This is a genomic window from Ruegeria sp. YTSA064, from assembly GCF_059610325.1.
The window spans coordinates 285,672-303,239 of sequence record NZ_JBXWNK010000005.1 but is presented as its reverse complement, the minus strand read 5'-3'; the positions used below and the strand labels follow the sequence as shown (position 1 = coordinate 303,239).

Below are 17,568 nucleotides of genomic sequence, written 5' to 3'. Positions count from 1 at the left end.
AATCTTGGCTCACCTCAGGCTTTGGCTTCACCGATCAAACGCAAGATATCTTGTGCCGCGTCAGGGATGTTCGTTCCCGGACCAAAGATCGCCTTTACACCGTGATCGTAGAGGAACTGGTAATCCTGTTGCGGGATGACGCCACCACAGATGACGATGATGTCTTCGGCCCCGGCCTTTTTCAGTTCTTCAACCAACTGGGGTGCCAACGTCTTATGCCCAGCAGCCTGCGAAGAGATCCCGATCACATGCACATCATTGTCCACCGCGTCCTGCGCGGCTTCTGCGGGAGTCTGAAACAGAGGGCCGACGTCCACGTCAAACCCGATATCAGCAAAGGCGGTGGCAATCACCTTGGCGCCCCGGTCGTGACCATCCTGCCCCATTTTGACCACCAGTAGACGTGGGCGACGTCCCTCGGCCTCGGCGAATTTTTCAATGGATTTCTGGATCGCGGCAAAGCCTTCATCACCTTCATAAGCCGCGCCATAGACACCGGCCAGGGTTTTCACTTCAGCGCGGTGGCGACCGAATTCCTTTTCCATTGCCATGCTGATCTCTCCTACGGATGCGCGGGCGCGGGCGGCCTCGACGGCGGCGGCCAGCAGGTTACCACCCTCACGGGCAGTGGTGGTCAGCGCGTCCAACGCCTGCTGACATGCTGCTTCGTCACGGGTGGCGCGAATGCGTTCCAGACGCGCCACCTGCGCCTCGCGTACGGCGACATTATCGACGTCCAAAATGTCGATCGGGTCTTCCTGTTCCTTGCGGTACTTGTTGACACCAACGATGACCTCTTCGCCCCGGTCAATCATGGCTTGGCGCCGGGCTGCGCTTTCTTCGATCCGCAGCTTGGGCATACCGCTGGCAACCGCCTTGGTCATGCCGCCCATCTCCTCGACCTCTTCCATTAAGGCCCAAGCCTTTTCAACCAGCTCGTTGGTCAGGCTTTCGACGTAGTAAGAACCCGCCAGCGGATCGACCACATCGGTTACACCGGTCTCTTCTTGCAGCACCAATTGCGTGTTCCGTGCGATGCGGGCAGAAAAATCGGTGGGCAACGCAATCGCCTCGTCGAGTGCGTTGGTGTGCAGCGATTGGGTGCCGCCCAGTACCGCGCTCATCGCTTCATAGGCGGTGCGGACCACGTTGTTGTAGGGGTCCTGTTCCTGCAGTGATACGCCGGATGTCTGGCAGTGGGTTCGCAGCATTTTCGACCGTTCGGATTTCGCTCCGAACTCGGTCATTACCCGATGCCAGAGCGTGCGTGCTGCGCGTAGCTTCGCAATCTCCATGAAAAAGTTCATGCCGATAGCAAAGAAGAACGACAGACGGCCCGCAAACTTGTCCACATCCATGCCCGACTGAGTCGCGGCACGCACATATTCACGGCCATCGGCGAGCGTATAGGCCAGCTCTTGCACCAGGTTCGCCCCGGCCTCTTGCATGTGATAGCCCGAGATCGAGATTGAGTTGAATTTGGGCATCTCGTTCGAGGTGAACTCGATAATGTCCGAGATGATCTTCATCGATGGCTCGGGCGGGTAGATATAAGTGTTGCGCACCATGAACTCTTTCAGAATATCGTTCTGGATGGTGCCCGACAGCACGGCCTTGTCATGCCCCTGCTCTTCTCCCGCAACGATGAAACTGGCCAGAACCGGGATCACGGCCCCGTTCATCGTCATCGAGACCGAAACCTTGTCCAGCGGAATACCGTCGAACAGGATCTTCATATCCTCGACACTGTCGATGGCCACACCGGCCTTGCCGACATCGCCGACAACGCGCGGGTGGTCGCTGTCATAGCCCCGGTGCGTCGCCAGGTCGAAGGCCACCGAGACACCCTGCTGACCAGCGGCCAAGTTGCGACGATAGAAGGCGTTCGATTCCTCGGCGGTCGAGAACCCCGCATACTGACGGATGGTCCAGGGACGACCCGCATACATCGTCGCCTTCACCCCACGGGTAAACGGGCCGAAGCCAGGCAGTGACCCCATATGCGGCAGGTCTGCGGTGTCGTCCTGCGTATAGAGCGGCTTAACGTCGATGCCTTCAAGAGTTTCCTTGGTCAGATCGTCCAACGGACGCCCGCGCAGTTCTTTTTCGGCCAGCACCTGCCAGTCGTTGGTGTCGGTCATGTCGATTTCCTCTGTTCCAATCGGGGTTCCGCGGGGATGACCCCGCGCGTATCTCTTTCTGTCCGGCAGACAAGCTCGGCCAAGCCGTCTGCGCCGGAGGCAAGCCATTCCAGATCATCCGCATAATCGGACCACAGCTTCATCGCCTGATCTGCGTTTAGGCCGTGAGGGGCAGGATGTGGCGCGGCATTCAGTGAAAGGCCGTCGTTGTCCTCGGGTGCCGCGCGCCCGGTCAAAGCCTCAAGCTGTGCACGCTGATGGCCCGCAAAATCTTCGAAGGGCAAGACTAGTAGCGGAACGCCCGGAAACGCGCGGCCCATCTCCGCAATCACATTTCGCCAGCTCCGCTTGCTCTGAGTGATACGTTTCCATTTGGCGGGCTCAATCGGCTCACTTCCGCGTTTGAATTTATAGGCTGAAACGGAAGACCAATACATATCCAATGCCCGGATATTCAGAGCCAATTTGCCAACCCCTTCATCAAAGGCCTTCGCGAGCAGCAGACTACGCTCGTGCATGCTGGGATAAAGCGAGGCGAATGCAATATTACGCTCCATAGAACCTACGAAGTTCTCTTGACTTACCAATAGCTGCTTGGCACCCGCACGCCGACACGCATCCAGATCACGGCGTAGCGCGTCACAAACATCTGGCGTCAATTTGTTCAGGCTATTCAAACCGTTGGCACGTGTGCGTTCAGGCCCCCAATAGACCAACCCTTGCTCAGCCAGCGTGTTCTCATTCCTGCTTAGATAGTTTTGAAAGCTGGTGGTTGCGCACCTGTGTGCGCCGCAATGCAGGATGATCTCCATCGCCCTACCCTCCCCACCGAAAGTCTTCAGGAACAACCTGTATTCTCGGCGCTTGGATAGGCGCGGATGAAACGGGATCGAGCCTGAAGTACAATTTTTTGATGTCCGCAGACATTTCGCCAGTCGCATTCGTCCGCGCAGAGGCTATATTCAACAGAACAGGAGGCCATATGACACGCACGCTTGCCCTTGTTTTCTCGGCACTATTCCCGCTGGCCGCCTTGGCCGCGGACGCGAATGCCCCTGCGGATGACAGCTTTGTGCGTCCCGTAGATGACAGCGATCTGAGCGATTTTCTCTGGACCCATCGCCCGATCGTTGTATTTGCCGATACCCCTGCAGACCCAAGGTTCCAGCAACAGATTGACATGCTGTTGGAGGGCGAAGCGGCAATGCGTGATCGCGACGTAATCGTATTGACTGATACCGATCCGTCGGCACGATCTCCGATACGGTCAAAACTGCGACCACGCGGTTTCCAGATGGTATTTGTCGACAAGGATGGTGTAGTGAAACTGCGCAAACCCAGCCCATGGAGCGTGCGCGAGATAGGCCGCTCGATTGACAAGACGCCCTTGCGTGAACGCGAAATTCGCGAACGACGCGAAGGCGGCTGAACACCTGCACCTTGCCTTAAAGTCCCGACGGAAGCCGCCGAGAACCTTGAAAGGTATGAAACAGGCGCGCGCATGATCATTCGAACTCGATAATCACATCGTCAACGGCAAGGCTGTCGCCGGGACCAGCATTGATTTTGGAGACAACGCCTTTCTTCTCAGCGCGCAGGATGTTCTCCATCTTCATCGCCTCGACGGTGCAAAGCGCCTGACCCTCCTGTACCTCCTGCCCCACTTCGACATCGATCTTCACGATCAGGCCGGGCATCGGGCAGAGCAGCATCTTGGATGTATCAGGCGGCAGCTTCTCGGGCATCATCCGGGCCAATTCGGCCTGACGTGGGGTGCGAACATGCACCTTGAGATCCGCGCCGCGGTTGCGGACGCGAAATCCGCCCGACACTTTGCCGACCTTCAGAACCAGTGGGCTGCCATCGACATCGAGCACTGCAAGCTGATCACCCGGTGTCCAATCGGAGGCGACACGGTGCTTCGTGCCATCTGCAAACGACACGGTGGAGCCATCCTGATCGGCCTCTATCGCAACCTCGAACTCTTGCCCTTGCAGCGAGACGACCCAATCTGTTCCAACCTTGCGTTCATGATTGTCCATCCGCCCCGACACCCGTGTACGACGAATCTCGGCCACGCGGTGCATCGCTGCGCACGATGCAGCGACTCGGCGCAGGTCAGCTTCAGGCAATTCCACACCCTCAAATCCGTCAGGATACTCCTCGGCGATGAAGGCGGTCGTCATATCACCGCTAACGAATTTCGGGTGGTCCATAACCGCTGACAGGAACGGTAGATTGTGACCGATGCCTTCAACCTCAAAACTGTCGAGCGCCACACGCATGGCTTCGATCGCCTGCTCGCGGGTCGGCGCCCAAGTGCACAGCTTGGCGATCATCGGGTCATAATACATACTGATCTCGCCGCCTTCATAGACGCCGGTATCGTTACGTACAGCGCTATCCCCTTTGGGCGCATCGCCTTGCCATTTGTCATTCACCAGCAACGGGCCAGCGGCGATTTCCTGCGGTGGGCGATAACGGGTCAGGCGGCCAATCGAGGGCAAGAAGCCGCGATACGGATCCTCGGCATAAAGACGGTTCTCGATGGCCCAACCCGTCAAGGTCACGTTATCCTGAGTGATGGTCAGCTTTTCACCAGCAGCCACACGGATCATCTGTTCCACCAGATCAACACCGGTAATCAGCTCGGTCACAGGGTGTTCCACCTGAAGGCGGGTGTTCATTTCAAGGAAGTAAAAGTTCTTTTCCCCATCCACGATGAATTCGACCGTTCCAGCACTGGCATAGTCCACGGCCTTGGCCAGCGCGACCGCCTGTTCTCCCATCGCTTTTCGGGTTTCAGGATCAAGGAAGGGCGAAGGCGCCTCTTCTACAACCTTCTGGTTCCGGCGCTGGATCGAGCATTCACGCTCGCCCAAATAGATGCCGTTGCCATGGCTGTCGCACAGGACCTGAATTTCTATGTGGCGCGGTTGGGTCACGAATTTCTCAATGAAAATCCGGTCATCGCCAAAGGAATTTGCAGCCTCGTTCTTGGAAGATTGGAAGCCTTCCCGCGCTTCTTCATCATTCCACGCGATCCGCATGCCCTTACCACCGCCGCCAGCGCTGGCCTTGATCATCACCGGATACCCGATATCGTTCGATATCTTCACCGCCTCATCAGCGTCTTCAATCAGCCCCATGTAGCCGGGGACCGTCGAAACCCCGGCCTCCTGTGCGATCTTCTTCGAGGTGATCTTATCACCCATGCTTTCGATCGCACCAACCGGTGGGCCGACAAAGGCGACGCCTTCGGCATCCAGCGCTTCAGCAAACTTGGAATTCTCGGACAGAAAGCCATAGCCGGGGTGGACAGCCTGCGCACCACTTTGACGGATGGCGTCCATTACCTTGTCGATGACAATGTATGACTGATTGGCCGGTGGTGGACCTATATGCACGGCCTCATCCGCCATCGACACGTGCAGGGCGTTCCTGTCAGCATCAGAATAGATGGCGACCGTGCCAATGCCCATCTTGCGGGCAGTCTTGATGACCCGGCAGGCAATCTCGCCCCGGTTTGCGATCAGGATCTTGTTGAACATGGAACGTCCTTTGGATTGAAGTTCTGGAAACGCAAAACGCCGCCTCAGGGTGTTGACCCCACGACGGCGTGATGCGTGATGACGGACGGGGTGTTGGCTGCCCCGATAAATTCAGCGTTAGTTACAGGTGTTTTGGGTTTTGCAGTACAGCACGTTCCCCGCAGCACCGACCGCTGCGCCAAACAGCGGATCTGCATTGAGGACCGCAGCCCCGACCGCGCCTGCGCCGCCACCAAGGATCGCCTGCTCGCCCGTTGTGTCACCACAGGCCACAAGGCCGGCGCATGTCGCCAACGCAAGGAAGATTCGTGATTTTTGCATGTTTTCTGCCCTTTTTGGTTTCTCAAAGTCTTTGAGGGCAGATGCCGAATTCCGGCATTGTTATGCAATAACAGAGGTTGCAAACCACTGAATTGCGCAGTTTCTTGCCGTTTTTGGACTGTGTTCGCCAAAAAGAAAACCGCGGACAGAGCTCTGTGGGGAACACAAGCCTGCCCGCGGAAGGAAGGGGTACGGAATAGTAGGTGCTTGTGCGACGCAGGCAAAGTAGAGCCGCACGGCCCCTTCACTGTGCACAGCACAATTTGCAGCGCAAACCCATCTTCGTTTCCGTTTGAGATTCCGGCTAAAACTTGCCCACCGGCAGCGCGTCCGCGCAACTTTGCGCCGACACCATATCGCCCTGCACCCCCGAATTCCCTGCTCATGCCAGTCACGTTCATGTGACGATACTCGGCCGGATGATGGCCAACACGGCGGTATACCTCACGCGTTGCTTTCGGAAGTCCACTAAGAAAATCTACAGGGGCCAGGCGCTTATCCTGAGCTTTCACCGAGCTGTGAAAGCACGAGCCATTCTTGACACGGTTACTTGAAAAACTGCGCAGAATTCCTCGCAGATTGGTGATTTTCCCCGGGCTCTTATGCGTGAAACGGTGCCGGTGCACACTCGCAAACAAGGAAATATCCCCATGATAATAAAGGGCAAAACTGCTAGCCTGCTTGCTGCCAGCACGCTTTCCGTGACCGGAATGCAGGCCTTGGCGCAAGATGCACAAACTCAGGCTGAACTCGATGCGCTTCGCGCAAGAGTCGAGGCTTTGGAATCGTCCAAGCCCGGAGCCGGGACCGGTGATCTGAGGATCGGAAACACCACGCTGGACGTCTATGGCTATGTCAAAGCCGATTTCTTCTACGACTTCGAATATGATCAGGGCGACACAGCGTTTGTGAATGTCATAGGTGAGCCCTCGGCCGAAACCGATGGCACATTTGGCGCCACCGTTCGGCAATCGCGAATCGGACTGCGTACCAACACACCAAGCGGCATTGGCGACATCCAGGGTCAGATCGAAGTGGATGCTTTCGGCTCGGGCGGTACAGCAGAATTCCGCATTCGTCACGCGAATATCCGGATTGGTGAACAATGGCTCATCGGTCAGTACTGGACTAATTTCCAGCCTCTGGACACTTACCCCACCACAGTTGAGTTCAATGGACCGGTCGGCATCCCTTTTGCCCGTGTTCCTCAGGTTCGATACACTAACGGCTTCGGATCGAATACCACCTTTGCTGTTTCTGTAGAGGAAAACGTCGGAGGTTCGAACTCGGATGATCCGGTGCTGACTGGTGCGGTCGAGTATAACGACGGCAAATACCTGGCGCGCGCCTCGGTTTTGTACGGCAAAGCCCAATCCGGCGATGTCGAAGTGGATCAGACCGGCTTTACCCTTTCTGGTTCGATCCGTCCCTGGCAAGGTGGCCTGTTCCAAGTCAACTACGTCAACGGTGAAGCGATCGGCCCCTACCTGATCGGTTTGGGTGACGCGATTGTTGGCGGTCAGGCGAACGATGTCGACGGGTATACCATCGAGTTTCGTCAAGATTTGACCCCCAAATGGAACGTGGGCATCTCCTACGGTAAGGAAGATTACGACCTGCCCACCTCGACAGGAAGTTTGTCCTTCACCGAGCTTGAGACCATCCATGTCAATGCGTTCTACAAAGCAACTGACAATCTGACATTGAGCGCCGAATACATCTATGGCGAGCGGAACGATACGATTTCGGGTGACACTTTCGATGGCAACCGTATTCAGTTGGCCGCACAGCTGAACTTCTGACTTGCCCCAAGTGCCCTGCCTGTTCGCGGGCAGGGCTCCACCAATTTGGGTTGGTCGAACTTGATATGCAGCTGCGGTGGGCAAATTCAGCGCACCCCGTCGAAGATTTCTGGAAACGATTGACGAGCAACCTCCGGGTCGATCACCAACAGCGCGTCATAGCTGGCAGGGTCAAACGGATCTTCAGCGGCGATCACTTCCCGCTCGAACAGCCAACTCAGTCGGCCTGCATCCAGGTTACCACGCTCGAACGGCTGATCACCAAACTGCGCCCATAGCGCTTCCATGAATGCGGCATCTGCACGCCTATCTGCAGGCTTGCGGTCCCGAAAACGTTCGCGCCTGGTCAAGGGAGTCACTCCCTTGGGATTGGCGCGCCGGATCGTGAACTGAAAGTCAGTTCCGGCCAAGCGGCCGGGGAAGCCACGGTGTTTCAGCATTTCGACACCTCGCTGGTTAAGGCATTGAAATTACATGGGTGCAGACGACCCTGCCGGGATGAAAACACGATATGAACCTCTGAGTTGTATATGGGCACCCTGTGACCGAGATCGCGTACTCTCATGGTCAGAGTCCCTCCCAGATACATTGGGATTGTTCCAGCCGATAGGCCTCAAAAAACTGGGTCGCATCTGGCTCGGACGTGCCGAACTCCAGCGGTCGATCCGAGAAAGAAATCACGACACGCGCAGGATCCAGATCGTGCTGCGCCACGTAAGGGACCGCCAGCGTCTGGCACAGATGCTCCATGTCGATCACTGCGACATCATAGGTGATGCGGCCCACGGTCGCCCCGATATTGGGAGCAATAAACCTGAAACGAACCCAGAGTTCCCCGGGATTGGTATCAAGCAGTACATTGCTGAGCTCTACTGGCTGACCCGATGGCACGGGCAATAGATTACTTGCCTGAACCGAACTAGTCATAGACATCGCCAATGCAAGCGCGCTCCCCAGGAAGCGTCCAGCGCGAGCCAGTCCCTCCGAACTTGCTTGCGCGGCAAACGCGCTTTTATGTCCAATCAAGTCGATCATGAAGCAAATCGGTTTGTTCCATCTAACTCTTAGAGCGGGATATTATCGTGCTTTTTCCATGGGTTCTTCAGCTGCTTTCCGCGCAGACTGGCAAAGGCACGCGATACGCGACGGCGGGTTGAGTGTGGCATGATCACTTCATCGATAAAGCCACGCTCGGCAGCGACAAAGGGGTTGGCAAACCGGTCTTCGTAATCCTGCGTGTGCTGCGCGATCTTATCCGCATCTCCAAGATCAGCGCGATGGATGATCTCGGTTGCGCCCTTTGCACCCATCACTGCGATCTCGGCCGTGGGCCATGCATAGTTGAAATCCCCGCGCAGATGCTTCGATGCCATCACATCATAAGCACCGCCATATGCTTTGCGCGTGATCACCGTGACCTTTGGCACTGTTGCCTCTCCATAAGCAAACAGCAGTTTCGCGCCATGCTTGATCACGCCGCCATATTCCTGTGAGGTCCCCGGAAGAAAACCCGGCACGTCGACGAGCGTAAGGATCGGAATTTCAAAGCAATCGCAGAACCGTACAAAACGCGCAGCTTTGCGCGAGCTGTCGATATCCAGACACCCGGCAAGAACCATCGGTTGGTTTGCCACAACGCCTACGGTTTGTCCTTCAAGGCGGATAAAACCGGTGATGATGTTCTTGGCGTAATCTTCCTGTATTTCGTAGAAGTCGCCCTCGTCCGCGACTTTGGTGATGAGCTCCTTCATGTCGTAGGGCGTGTTAGGATTATCTGGGATCAGAGTGTCCAGCGACGTCTCGATCCGACCCGGCTCATCAAAGAAGGGACGAACCGGAGGCTTTTCGCGATTGTTGAGCGGCAGGAAATCGACCAACCGGCGGACCTCGGCCAGCGCCTCAACATCGTTTTCGAACGCCCCGTCCGCAACCGAGGATTTTTTGGTGTGGGTCGAAGCCCCACCCAGTTCCTCGGCGGTAACGACCTCATTTGTGACAGTCTTTACGACATCCGGACCAGTCACAAACATGTATGAGGTGTCTTTGACCATGAATATAAAGTCGGTCATCGCAGGGCTATAGACCGCACCACCAGCGCATGGCCCCATGATCACACTGATCTGAGGCACCACGCCCGAGGCCATGATGTTGCGTTGGAAAACTTCGGCATACCCCGCCAGCGAGGCAACGCCTTCCTGAATGCGCGCGCCACCCGAGTCATTGATCCCGATCACCGGCGCTCCATTCTGAACCGCCATATCCATGATCTTGCAAATCTTCTGCGCATGCGTTTCGGACAGCGAGCCGCCAAACACGGTAAAGTCCTGACTGAAGACATAGACCATCCGGCCGTTGATCGTGCCCCAACCAGTGACCACGCCATCACCGGCTGGCTTTTGCTTTTCCATTCCGAAATCGGTGCAACGATGGCTGACAAACATGTCAAACTCTTCGAAGCTGCCTTCATCCACCAGCAGCTCGATCCGCTCGCGCGCTGTCAACTTGCCTCGGGCATGCTGTGCGTCAATGCGCCGTTGTCCACCCCCTAAGCGTGCATCGTTGCGGCGGCCCTCGAGTTCGGAAAGGATGTCTTTCATGACGGTAGTCTCCCATGAGATTTTGCGGGACCATAACGATACGAATACCGAGACCAAAGAAGTTTTCAGCAAATTTGCAAACATAAGAAAATCAAGCAGGTGGTAATTGCAAATTTGTAAAGTTATGTGACATCACAAACCCGCTCTTGGCATTCCCCCAAACTAAGTTCTAAGTGTGAACCATGCAGTTCAGTTCAACATCCATCAGCCGGACACCCCCGACCCTTACAACGCTAATATTGTTGTCGGGCCTGTCAGCGCTGAGCATGAACTTGTTCCTACCCAGTCTCCCCTTCATGGCCGCCTACTTTGAGGCAGATTACAAGCTGATGCAGCTATCGATTGCATTGTATCTTTTGGTCAACGCGGTCTTACAGATCATAATCGGTCCCATCGCCGACAAGGCGGGGCGCCGGCCTGTTCTTCTATGGGGGCTCGCATTGTTCCTGTTGGCGACTCTGGGCTGCATCTACGCACCAACGATCGAGGTCTTTCTGGCATTCCGCATGAGTCAGGCCGTGATCGTCGTTGGCATCGTTCTTAGCCGTGCAGCGGTGCGGGACATGTACACCCAGGACAAAGCCGCATCGATGCTTGGGTATGTCACAATGGGCATGGCCGTCGTCCCAATGATCGGACCTGCAGTTGGCGGTCTGCTTGAAGAGGCGTTCGGCTGGAAAGCGAATTTTTGGCTGCCCTTTGCGTTGGGCGCACTGGCCCTGTTGCTTACCTACCGTGATTTCGGCGAAACCGCCGCTGCCAGCGGCAAAACTTTGGTACAACAATTCCGCGAATATCCCGAGCTTTTGGCCTCCCCCCGATTCTGGGGCTACTCGCTCTCTTCTGCGTTTTCGTCTGGGGCGTTCTTCGCATATCTCGGTGGAGCACCTTTCATCGGAACCGAAGTGTTCGGCATGACAGCAGCAGAAGTTGGCATATATTTTGGCGCGCCCGCACTTGGCTACTTCTTCGGAAACTTCATCAGTGGTCGTTATTCTGTACGCTTTGGCGTGAACCGAATGGTCCTCTGGGGATGCTGGCTGAATGCTATCGGCGTAGCCATTTCCGCTTCCCTATTTTTAGCGGGCATTGGCACCGCGCTCAGTTTCTTTGGCCTGATGACCTTTGTTGGGCTTGGCAACGGCATGTCGATACCCAATGCGACAGCCGGGTCATTGTCTGTCCGGCCTCATCTGGCAGCCACCGCATCAGGCCTCAGCGGAGCGATCATGCTCGGCGGCGGCGCTGCCCTCAGCGCGTGGGCGGGCGCATTGCTGACACGCGAGACAGGTGCAATGCCATTGCTCTGGCTGATGCTGGCAACCTCCATTCTGGCGATTTGCGCTATCAGCAGCGTAATCTGGCGCGAGAAGCAACTGGGGCTTTAGAGGGCTTGCGCCAATAGGTTTGCAAAGTTAACTTGAGCAATCAGTTAAGTTGCAAAGAACTAACATGGCTACTCAAAAACTCTATGCAGGCGCAAAACTGCGTGAGATGCGGACCCGGCTATCTCTGACCCAAAAGGAATTTGCAACAAAACTAGGCGTTTCTCTGCCATATCTAAACCAGATGGAGAACAACAACCGTCCGATTTCAACGACAGTTGTATTGGCGCTGGCGCAAGAGTTCGGCATGGACGTGACCGAGCTTAGCACGGGCGATAGTGAGCGCCTGGTTTCGGACATGCGCGAGGCGCTTGCCGATCCGGTTTTTGCTGACACCATGCCCCCATTGGCTGACCTGCGGCTGACCGCATCAAATGCCCCAGCGCTGGCCCGCGCATTCATTGAATTGCATCGAAGCTATCGCCAAACTCATGAACGTCTGGCTTCTTTGGACGAAGCATTAGGTCGGGAAGACGCCCGCATTCAAGCCAGCCCTTGGGAAGAAGTGCGTGATTTCTTTCACTATTGCGACAATTACATTGACGCCGTTGACCGGGCAGCTGAACGGTTCGCAAGTCGCGCTGATGAATTCGGTGGCATTCGTCAGGCAGCGATCAACAGCCTGACCGAACGAGGAATCCACGTCACCTTCACCGATACCGAGATCCTACGTAGCTACAACGCGGATGATAAGACACTGCGCCTTTCTTCACGCGCAGCTCCGCAAACACAAGTCTTCCAGCTTTTGCTGCAGGTCGCGCTGATCAGTCAGGACAAACTGCTTGAGGCAACGCTCGACTTCGCGCGCTTCCAAAGTGAAGAGGCCCGTGCGATTGCCAAGATTGGCCTCGCAAACTACTTCGCCGGGGCGTCCCTGATGCCATATGGTCTGTTCTTAAGTGCTGCGCAGGACTATCGTCACGATCTGGAATTGCTCAGCAATCGGTTCGGGGCATCCATCGAACAGGTCGCGCACCGTCTTTCCACCTTGCAGCGACCGGGGGCCAAAGGCATCCCGTTCTTCTTTGTCCGGGTCGATCAGGCCGGAACGATCACTAAACGCCATTCGGCCACTCGGCTTCAATTCGCACGCTTCGGCGGGGCCTGCCCCTTGTGGAACGTTCACCGTGCCTTTGAAACTCCGGGCCACTTTCTGCAGCAGCTGGCAGAAACACCAGACGGTGTACGATATATCTCACTGGCGCGCGATGTATCGAAATCCGGCGGTTCCTTCGGCGCACCCGTTCGTCGCTATGCCATCGCATTGGGGTGCGAAGTGCGCCACGCCGAAGCTTTGGTCTACGCCGACAATCTCGATATTAACAACGCCAGTGCATACGAACCGATCGGCATCTCCTGTCGCATATGCGAACGCCAGACCTGTCATCAGCGTTCAGTACCGCCACTCGAACGCCGCCTGACCATCAACTCCGATATCCGCAGTATCCTTCCATACGAAGTCACCTGATCTTCATCTGGCCTGAAATACTCCGGGGGAGTCGCGGCTTGCCGCGACGGGGGCAGAGCCCCCGCCTGTCCGTCAGCTTTTTGATAGGATCGCCCAGATTTGATCCTTGAGAACAGCTCGTTTCTTGCGCAACTCAACCTCGGCCAACTCTTCCATTGGCTCAACATTGGTTTCAGCTCGGTGCACTACGCGATTGACCTCATGATATTCATCCGCAAGCCTCGCAAAATGGGCGTCCGTTTGCTTGAGCTGGCTTATGGTGTCGATCTTATCGGGAAACTCTTCAGCCAGTTCATGCGGGGTGTGCGACATCCTGTTAACTCCTCAATGTTGCGTTACTTCGGAGAGATAAACATGGTTGTCTCACACCGCTTTGACGCCAATCAAATTCCTTGAGAATTCTTTGCGTGATACCTCAATTGGTAGAACCGAATCAACGTTGCGCCGTGGCCCATCTCGGGCTGATCCAAGGTGCGTCATTTGCTTTAGCCAATGGCTCCTTGTCCAGCAGGTGATCCGACATTTTTTCCCCTACCATAATCGATGGCGCATTCAGGTTTCCGTTGGTAATCTGAGGGAAAATCGAACTATCCGCGACGCGCAGCCTGTCCACCCCAATCACACGACCATGCGGGTCAACAACTGCACTTTTGTCATCCGCGCGCCCCATTCGGCAGGATCCACAGGGATGATAGGCGCTTTCCGCGTGCTCCGCGATGAACGCGTCAAGCTGCTCATCCGTCTGTACGTCTTTACCCGGCTGGATCTCCTTGCCGGCAAACGGCTTGAAAGCATCCTGCCCGAAGATTTCGCGCGTCAGGCGTATGCATGACCGAAAATCCTCCCAGTCCTTATCATGGCTCATGTAGTTGAAACGGATCACTGGGGCATCCTCAACCCGTGCCGAGCGCAGTGTGACAGCCCCCCGAGACGGCGAACGCATTGGTCCCACATGCGCTTGGAAACCGTGCCCCTCAGCCGCTGCCTGACCGTCATAACGCACCGCGATAGGGAGGAAATGGTACTGAATGTCGGGATATTCGACACCAGGTTTCGAGCGAATGAACGCCGCACTCTCGAACTGGTTCGACGCGCCCAGGCCGGTTTTTGTGAACAGCCACTGCGCCCCGATCAAGCCTTTGCTGATCAGGTTCCAATGTTTGTAGAGCGTGATCGGCTGCAGCGAGGCTTGCTGGATGTATAGCTCAAGATGGTCCTGCAAATTGGCGCCGACACCAGGTCGATCCGCGACCACTTCGATTCCATGTTCAGTCAAATGCGCCGCAGAACCGATCCCCGACAGCATCAGCAACTTGGGAGAATTGATAGATGACGCGGCCAATATGACCTCACGCCTTGCCCCAATAATTTCTTTCTTGCCGCCACGGATCAATTCGACGCCGGTGGCGCGGCCGTCATTGATCACCACGCGTGCGGCGAGACCCCGAACAATGTCACAATTTTCACGTTTCAAAGCGGGCTTCAGATAGGCATTTGCCGCCGACCAACGCCGTCCTTTCCAGACGGTCTGCTCCATCGGCCCAAAGCCTTCTTGTTTTTCACCGTTGTAATCTCCGGTGACCTCATATCCCGCCTGCTGCCCCGCATCGACAAAGGCTTTGAACAGCGGGTTTTCACGGGGTCCGCGCGACACATGCAATGGCCCGTCAGTCCCGCGCCATGCGTGATCGCCACCATGGCCACCATCATGCCAGGTTTCCATGCGTTTGTAGTACGGCAGCACATCCGCATAGGACCAACCATCCGCACCCATATCCGCCCAGGTGTCGAAATCCCGTGCGTGGCCACGCACATAGACCATTCCATTGATCGACGAAGACCCGCCAATCACCTTGCCGCGCGGGCAAACAAGGCGGCGATTGTTCAAATAAGGCTCGGGCTCGGATTTATAGCCCCAGTCATAGCGCGACATGTTCATCGGATAGCTGAGAGCGGCTGGCATCTGGATGAATGGGCCCGCATCGGTGCCGCCATGTTCGATCACCAGAACCGAGGCACCGGCCTCACTTAGTCGATACGCCATCGCACAACCGGCGGACCCAGCGCCAACGATGACAAAATCTGCTTCCATATTCGTGTCTCCATTTCCACGCAGGCTAAGATTTTTCGGCGAAAAATCTTAATCGCCTCTGGCGGAAGTATTTTGAAAAAGTGAACGTTATTCGCCCCGCGGGAAGCGTTGGCTTTCTTCAACGTCGTTTAGATCCATGTGATTGCGCATGTAGCGTTCGGATGCTTTCTGCAGCGGCTGGTAATCCCACGGGTAATAACCGCCTTCCCGCAGCGCTTCGTAAACTACCCACCGACGGGCCTGACTGGCCCTTACATCAGAATCAAATCGCTCAAGGTCCCAACGCGCCTCGGATTTGGCGCTTAAGGACTGCAGGGTGCCCGCGTGCTCGGGTTGGCTCGCCAGGTTTTTCAGCTCGTGAGGGTCCTCTTCAAGATCAAAAAGCTGGTCCGGGTCCAATGCACAGCGATTGTACTTCCACTTTCCATACCGAAGCGAAACCAAAGGCGCGTAGGAGGCTTCTGCCGCGTATTCCATCGCGACAGGAGCTGTTCGTTCATTGCCCTTCGCCAAAGGCACAAGGTCTTCGCCATCAGTCCACGGAGCGATTTCGGCCATATCTACGCCGGCGAGCGCCCCAAGTGTTGGTGTGACATCGATCGTTGATACCGGTGTATCGATCCGGCCAGTTGGAAGATCGGGCGACGAAATCATCAAGGGCACTCGCGAGGACCCCTCGAAGAAAGTCATCTTGAACCACAATCCACGCTCGCCCAACATGTCGCCATGGTCCGAGACAAAGAGGATGATGGCCTCTTGCCGCGTGGATTCCAGCACTTCCAATATCTCGCCGATCTTGTCGTCCAGATAAGAGATGTTGGCGAAATAGGCGCGGCGGGATTTGCGGATATCATCGGTCTTTATGTCGAAACTGCGCCAGTCATTTGCATCAAAAATACGCTTGGAATGCGGGTCCTGATTGTCATAGCCCAAATCCGAGATCTGTGGCTCAAGATGCTCACAATCCTCATACAGATCCCAATATTTACGACGCGCCACGTACGGATCGTGTGGGTGCGTGAAGCTGACGGTTACACACCAAGGGCGTTCATCTTTCCCACGCGCCAGATCATACAATTTGGCTTTGGCGTTATAGGCAACCTCGTCGTCATATTCCATCTGGTTGGATATCTCGGCAACGCCTGCCCCGGTGACCGATCCCATGTTATGATACCACCAGTCGATACGCTCACCGGGTTTACGATAATCCGGTGTCCAGCCGAAATCGGCTGGATAGATGTCGGTGGTTAGGCGATCCTCGAACCCGTGCAACTGGTCGGGACCAACAAAGTGCATCTTACCTGATAGACAAGTGTAATACCCAGCGCGGCGAAGATGGTGCGCATAGGTCGGAATATCGCTGCGGAATTCAGCCGCATTATCATAGACGCCTGTCCGCGAGGGTAACTGGCCAGACATAAAGCTGGCCCGCCCCGGCGCGCACAGTGGCGACGCCGTGTATGTATTCGCGAAGCGCGTTGATTTTGCCGCCAGTTTTTTCAGGTTTGGCGCATGCAACCATTCCGCGGGACCGTCGGGGAAGAGGGTCCCGTTGAGCTGATCCACCATTAGGATCAGAATATTCGGCTTTGTCATTTTTCGGCCTCTAGGAAAACTCTCATAACCCGCAGCGCATGGTTCACGGCCAACTGCGGCTCTTGCGGGGCGTTCAAAGCAGCGTGGATGTACAGCCCATCGATCAGAGCAATCATGTCTTCGGCGGCTTCGGTCGGATCGCGCATTAGCGGGCGTAGCGCATGGATGAGATTTGAGCGGATCCGGGCCTGATAGATTTGCCAAAGTCTAAGCGCGTCATCGTTGGTTTGCGCCAGAACATAAAAGGTCATCCATGCTGCAATCACGTCCGGCGTGAAACAGGATGGCGCAAAACAGGCGCGGATGATGGCCTGCGCACGTTCTTCAGGCTTGGCGGAACCAAGCTGGGTGCGCGCTTCTGCTCCGAAATCCGAAAGGATACGGCGCATAGCAGCAAGGAATATCTGCTCTTTCCCACCGAAATAGTGATGGGCCAATGCGCTGGACATTCCCGCACGCTTGGCAATCTGGCTGACGGTCACATCGAGGGATTTTTGTACGCCAAGTTCGGCAATCGTCGCCTTTACGATCGCATCCCGCCGGATCGGCTCCATTCCGAGTTTTGGCATCTTCGCCTCTCTACCCTGCTTGAGTGTAAGAGAAGCTAAGCGCTTT

15 protein-coding genes are annotated in these 17,568 nt (G+C 56.0%); 4 read left to right on the top strand and 11 right to left on the bottom strand.

Annotation, left to right across the window (positions count from 1 at the left end; translation table 11 throughout):
- Positions 1-14: 14 nt before the first annotated feature.
- Together scpA and AC2FI7_RS10015 are read right to left on the bottom strand one after the other, a co-directional pair.
- The gene (gene scpA, locus AC2FI7_RS10020; RefSeq protein ID WP_010441942.1) at positions 15-2,141 is read right to left on the bottom strand and encodes a methylmalonyl-CoA mutase; all 2,127 of its coding nucleotides are present in this window, start codon (positions 2,139-2,141) and stop codon (positions 15-17) included.
- Complete coding sequence (locus AC2FI7_RS10015) at positions 2,138-2,953, bottom strand: hypothetical protein (RefSeq protein WP_010441941.1); 816 nt, start codon at positions 2,951-2,953, stop codon at positions 2,138-2,140. Before AC2FI7_RS10015 ends, scpA begins: the two co-directional genes overlap by 4 nt.
- Positions 2,954-3,123: 170 nt before the next feature.
- Here AC2FI7_RS10015 and AC2FI7_RS10010 point away from each other — a divergent pair, with 170 nt between their 5' ends.
- Positions 3,124-3,570 (top strand): DUF4174 domain-containing protein, encoded by a 447-nt coding sequence (locus AC2FI7_RS10010; protein WP_010441940.1) that lies wholly within the window; start codon positions 3,124-3,126, stop codon positions 3,568-3,570.
- Between the two features lie 76 nt (positions 3,571-3,646).
- On the opposite strand, the gene AC2FI7_RS10005 is transcribed toward AC2FI7_RS10010, so the two are convergent.
- Positions 3,647-5,692 (bottom strand): acetyl-CoA carboxylase biotin carboxylase subunit, encoded by a 2,046-nt coding sequence (locus tag AC2FI7_RS10005; protein ID WP_010441939.1) that lies wholly within the window; start codon positions 5,690-5,692, stop codon positions 3,647-3,649.
- Positions 5,693-5,809: 117 nt separating this feature from the next.
- Positions 5,810-6,013, bottom strand: a complete 204-nt coding sequence (locus AC2FI7_RS10000; RefSeq protein WP_010441938.1) for a hypothetical protein — start codon at positions 6,011-6,013, stop codon at positions 5,810-5,812.
- A gap of 650 nt (positions 6,014-6,663) precedes the next feature.
- Here AC2FI7_RS10000 and AC2FI7_RS09995 point away from each other — a divergent pair.
- Complete coding sequence (locus AC2FI7_RS09995) at positions 6,664-7,815, top strand: DcaP family trimeric outer membrane transporter (RefSeq protein ID WP_010441937.1); 1,152 nt, start codon at positions 6,664-6,666, stop codon at positions 7,813-7,815.
- An 86-nt stretch (positions 7,816-7,901) separates the two neighbouring features.
- On the opposite strand, the gene AC2FI7_RS09990 is transcribed toward AC2FI7_RS09995, so the two are convergent.
- The 3 genes from AC2FI7_RS09990 to AC2FI7_RS09980 form a co-directional block, all read right to left on the bottom strand.
- Complete coding sequence (locus AC2FI7_RS09990; RefSeq protein ID WP_010441936.1) at positions 7,902-8,255, bottom strand: hypothetical protein; 354 nt, start codon at positions 8,253-8,255, stop codon at positions 7,902-7,904.
- Between the two features lie 127 nt (positions 8,256-8,382).
- Positions 8,383-8,850 (bottom strand): DUF6497 family protein, encoded by a 468-nt coding sequence (locus AC2FI7_RS09985; protein WP_010441935.1) that lies wholly within the window; start codon positions 8,848-8,850, stop codon positions 8,383-8,385.
- Positions 8,851-8,879: 29 nt separating this feature from the next.
- A complete protein-coding gene (locus AC2FI7_RS09980; RefSeq protein WP_010441934.1) occupies positions 8,880-10,412 on the bottom strand; it encodes an acyl-CoA carboxylase subunit beta in 1,533 nt (510 codons plus the stop codon).
- 182 nt (positions 10,413-10,594) lie between these two features.
- Here AC2FI7_RS09980 and AC2FI7_RS09975 point away from each other — a divergent pair, with 182 nt between their 5' ends.
- Together AC2FI7_RS09975 and AC2FI7_RS09970 are read left to right on the top strand one after the other, a co-directional pair.
- Positions 10,595-11,800: a multidrug effflux MFS transporter gene (locus tag AC2FI7_RS09975; protein WP_029621991.1), complete on the top strand. Its 1,206-nt coding sequence runs from the start codon at positions 10,595-10,597 to the stop codon at positions 11,798-11,800.
- Between the two features lie 64 nt (positions 11,801-11,864).
- Positions 11,865-13,265 (top strand): helix-turn-helix domain-containing protein, encoded by a 1,401-nt coding sequence (locus AC2FI7_RS09970; RefSeq protein ID WP_010441931.1) that lies wholly within the window; start codon positions 11,865-11,867, stop codon positions 13,263-13,265.
- 72 nt (positions 13,266-13,337) lie between these two features.
- Here AC2FI7_RS09970 and AC2FI7_RS09965 read toward each other — a convergent pair whose 3' ends face one another.
- The 4 genes from AC2FI7_RS09965 to betI all read right to left on the bottom strand — a co-directional run bounded on the left by AC2FI7_RS09965 (position 13,338) and on the right by betI (position 17,522).
- Positions 13,338-13,577, bottom strand: coding sequence for an HP1242/YdcH family protein (locus AC2FI7_RS09965; RefSeq protein ID WP_010441930.1), 240 nt, complete (start codon positions 13,575-13,577; stop codon positions 13,338-13,340).
- 121 nt (positions 13,578-13,698) lie between these two features.
- Positions 13,699-15,357 carry a choline dehydrogenase gene (gene betA, locus AC2FI7_RS09960; RefSeq protein WP_010441929.1) on the bottom strand — a complete coding sequence of 553 codons (1,659 nt, stop codon included), beginning with the start codon at positions 15,355-15,357 and terminating at the stop codon, positions 13,699-13,701.
- Positions 15,358-15,444: 87 nt separating this feature from the next.
- Positions 15,445-16,953: a choline-sulfatase gene (gene betC / locus AC2FI7_RS09955; RefSeq protein WP_496815885.1), complete on the bottom strand. Its 1,509-nt coding sequence runs from the start codon at positions 16,951-16,953 to the stop codon at positions 15,445-15,447.
- A complete protein-coding gene (gene betI / locus AC2FI7_RS09950; RefSeq protein WP_480874743.1) occupies positions 16,950-17,522 on the bottom strand; it encodes a choline-binding transcriptional repressor BetI in 573 nt (190 codons plus the stop codon). Before betI ends, betC begins: the two co-directional genes overlap by 4 nt.
- Positions 17,523-17,568 lie beyond the last annotated feature (46 nt).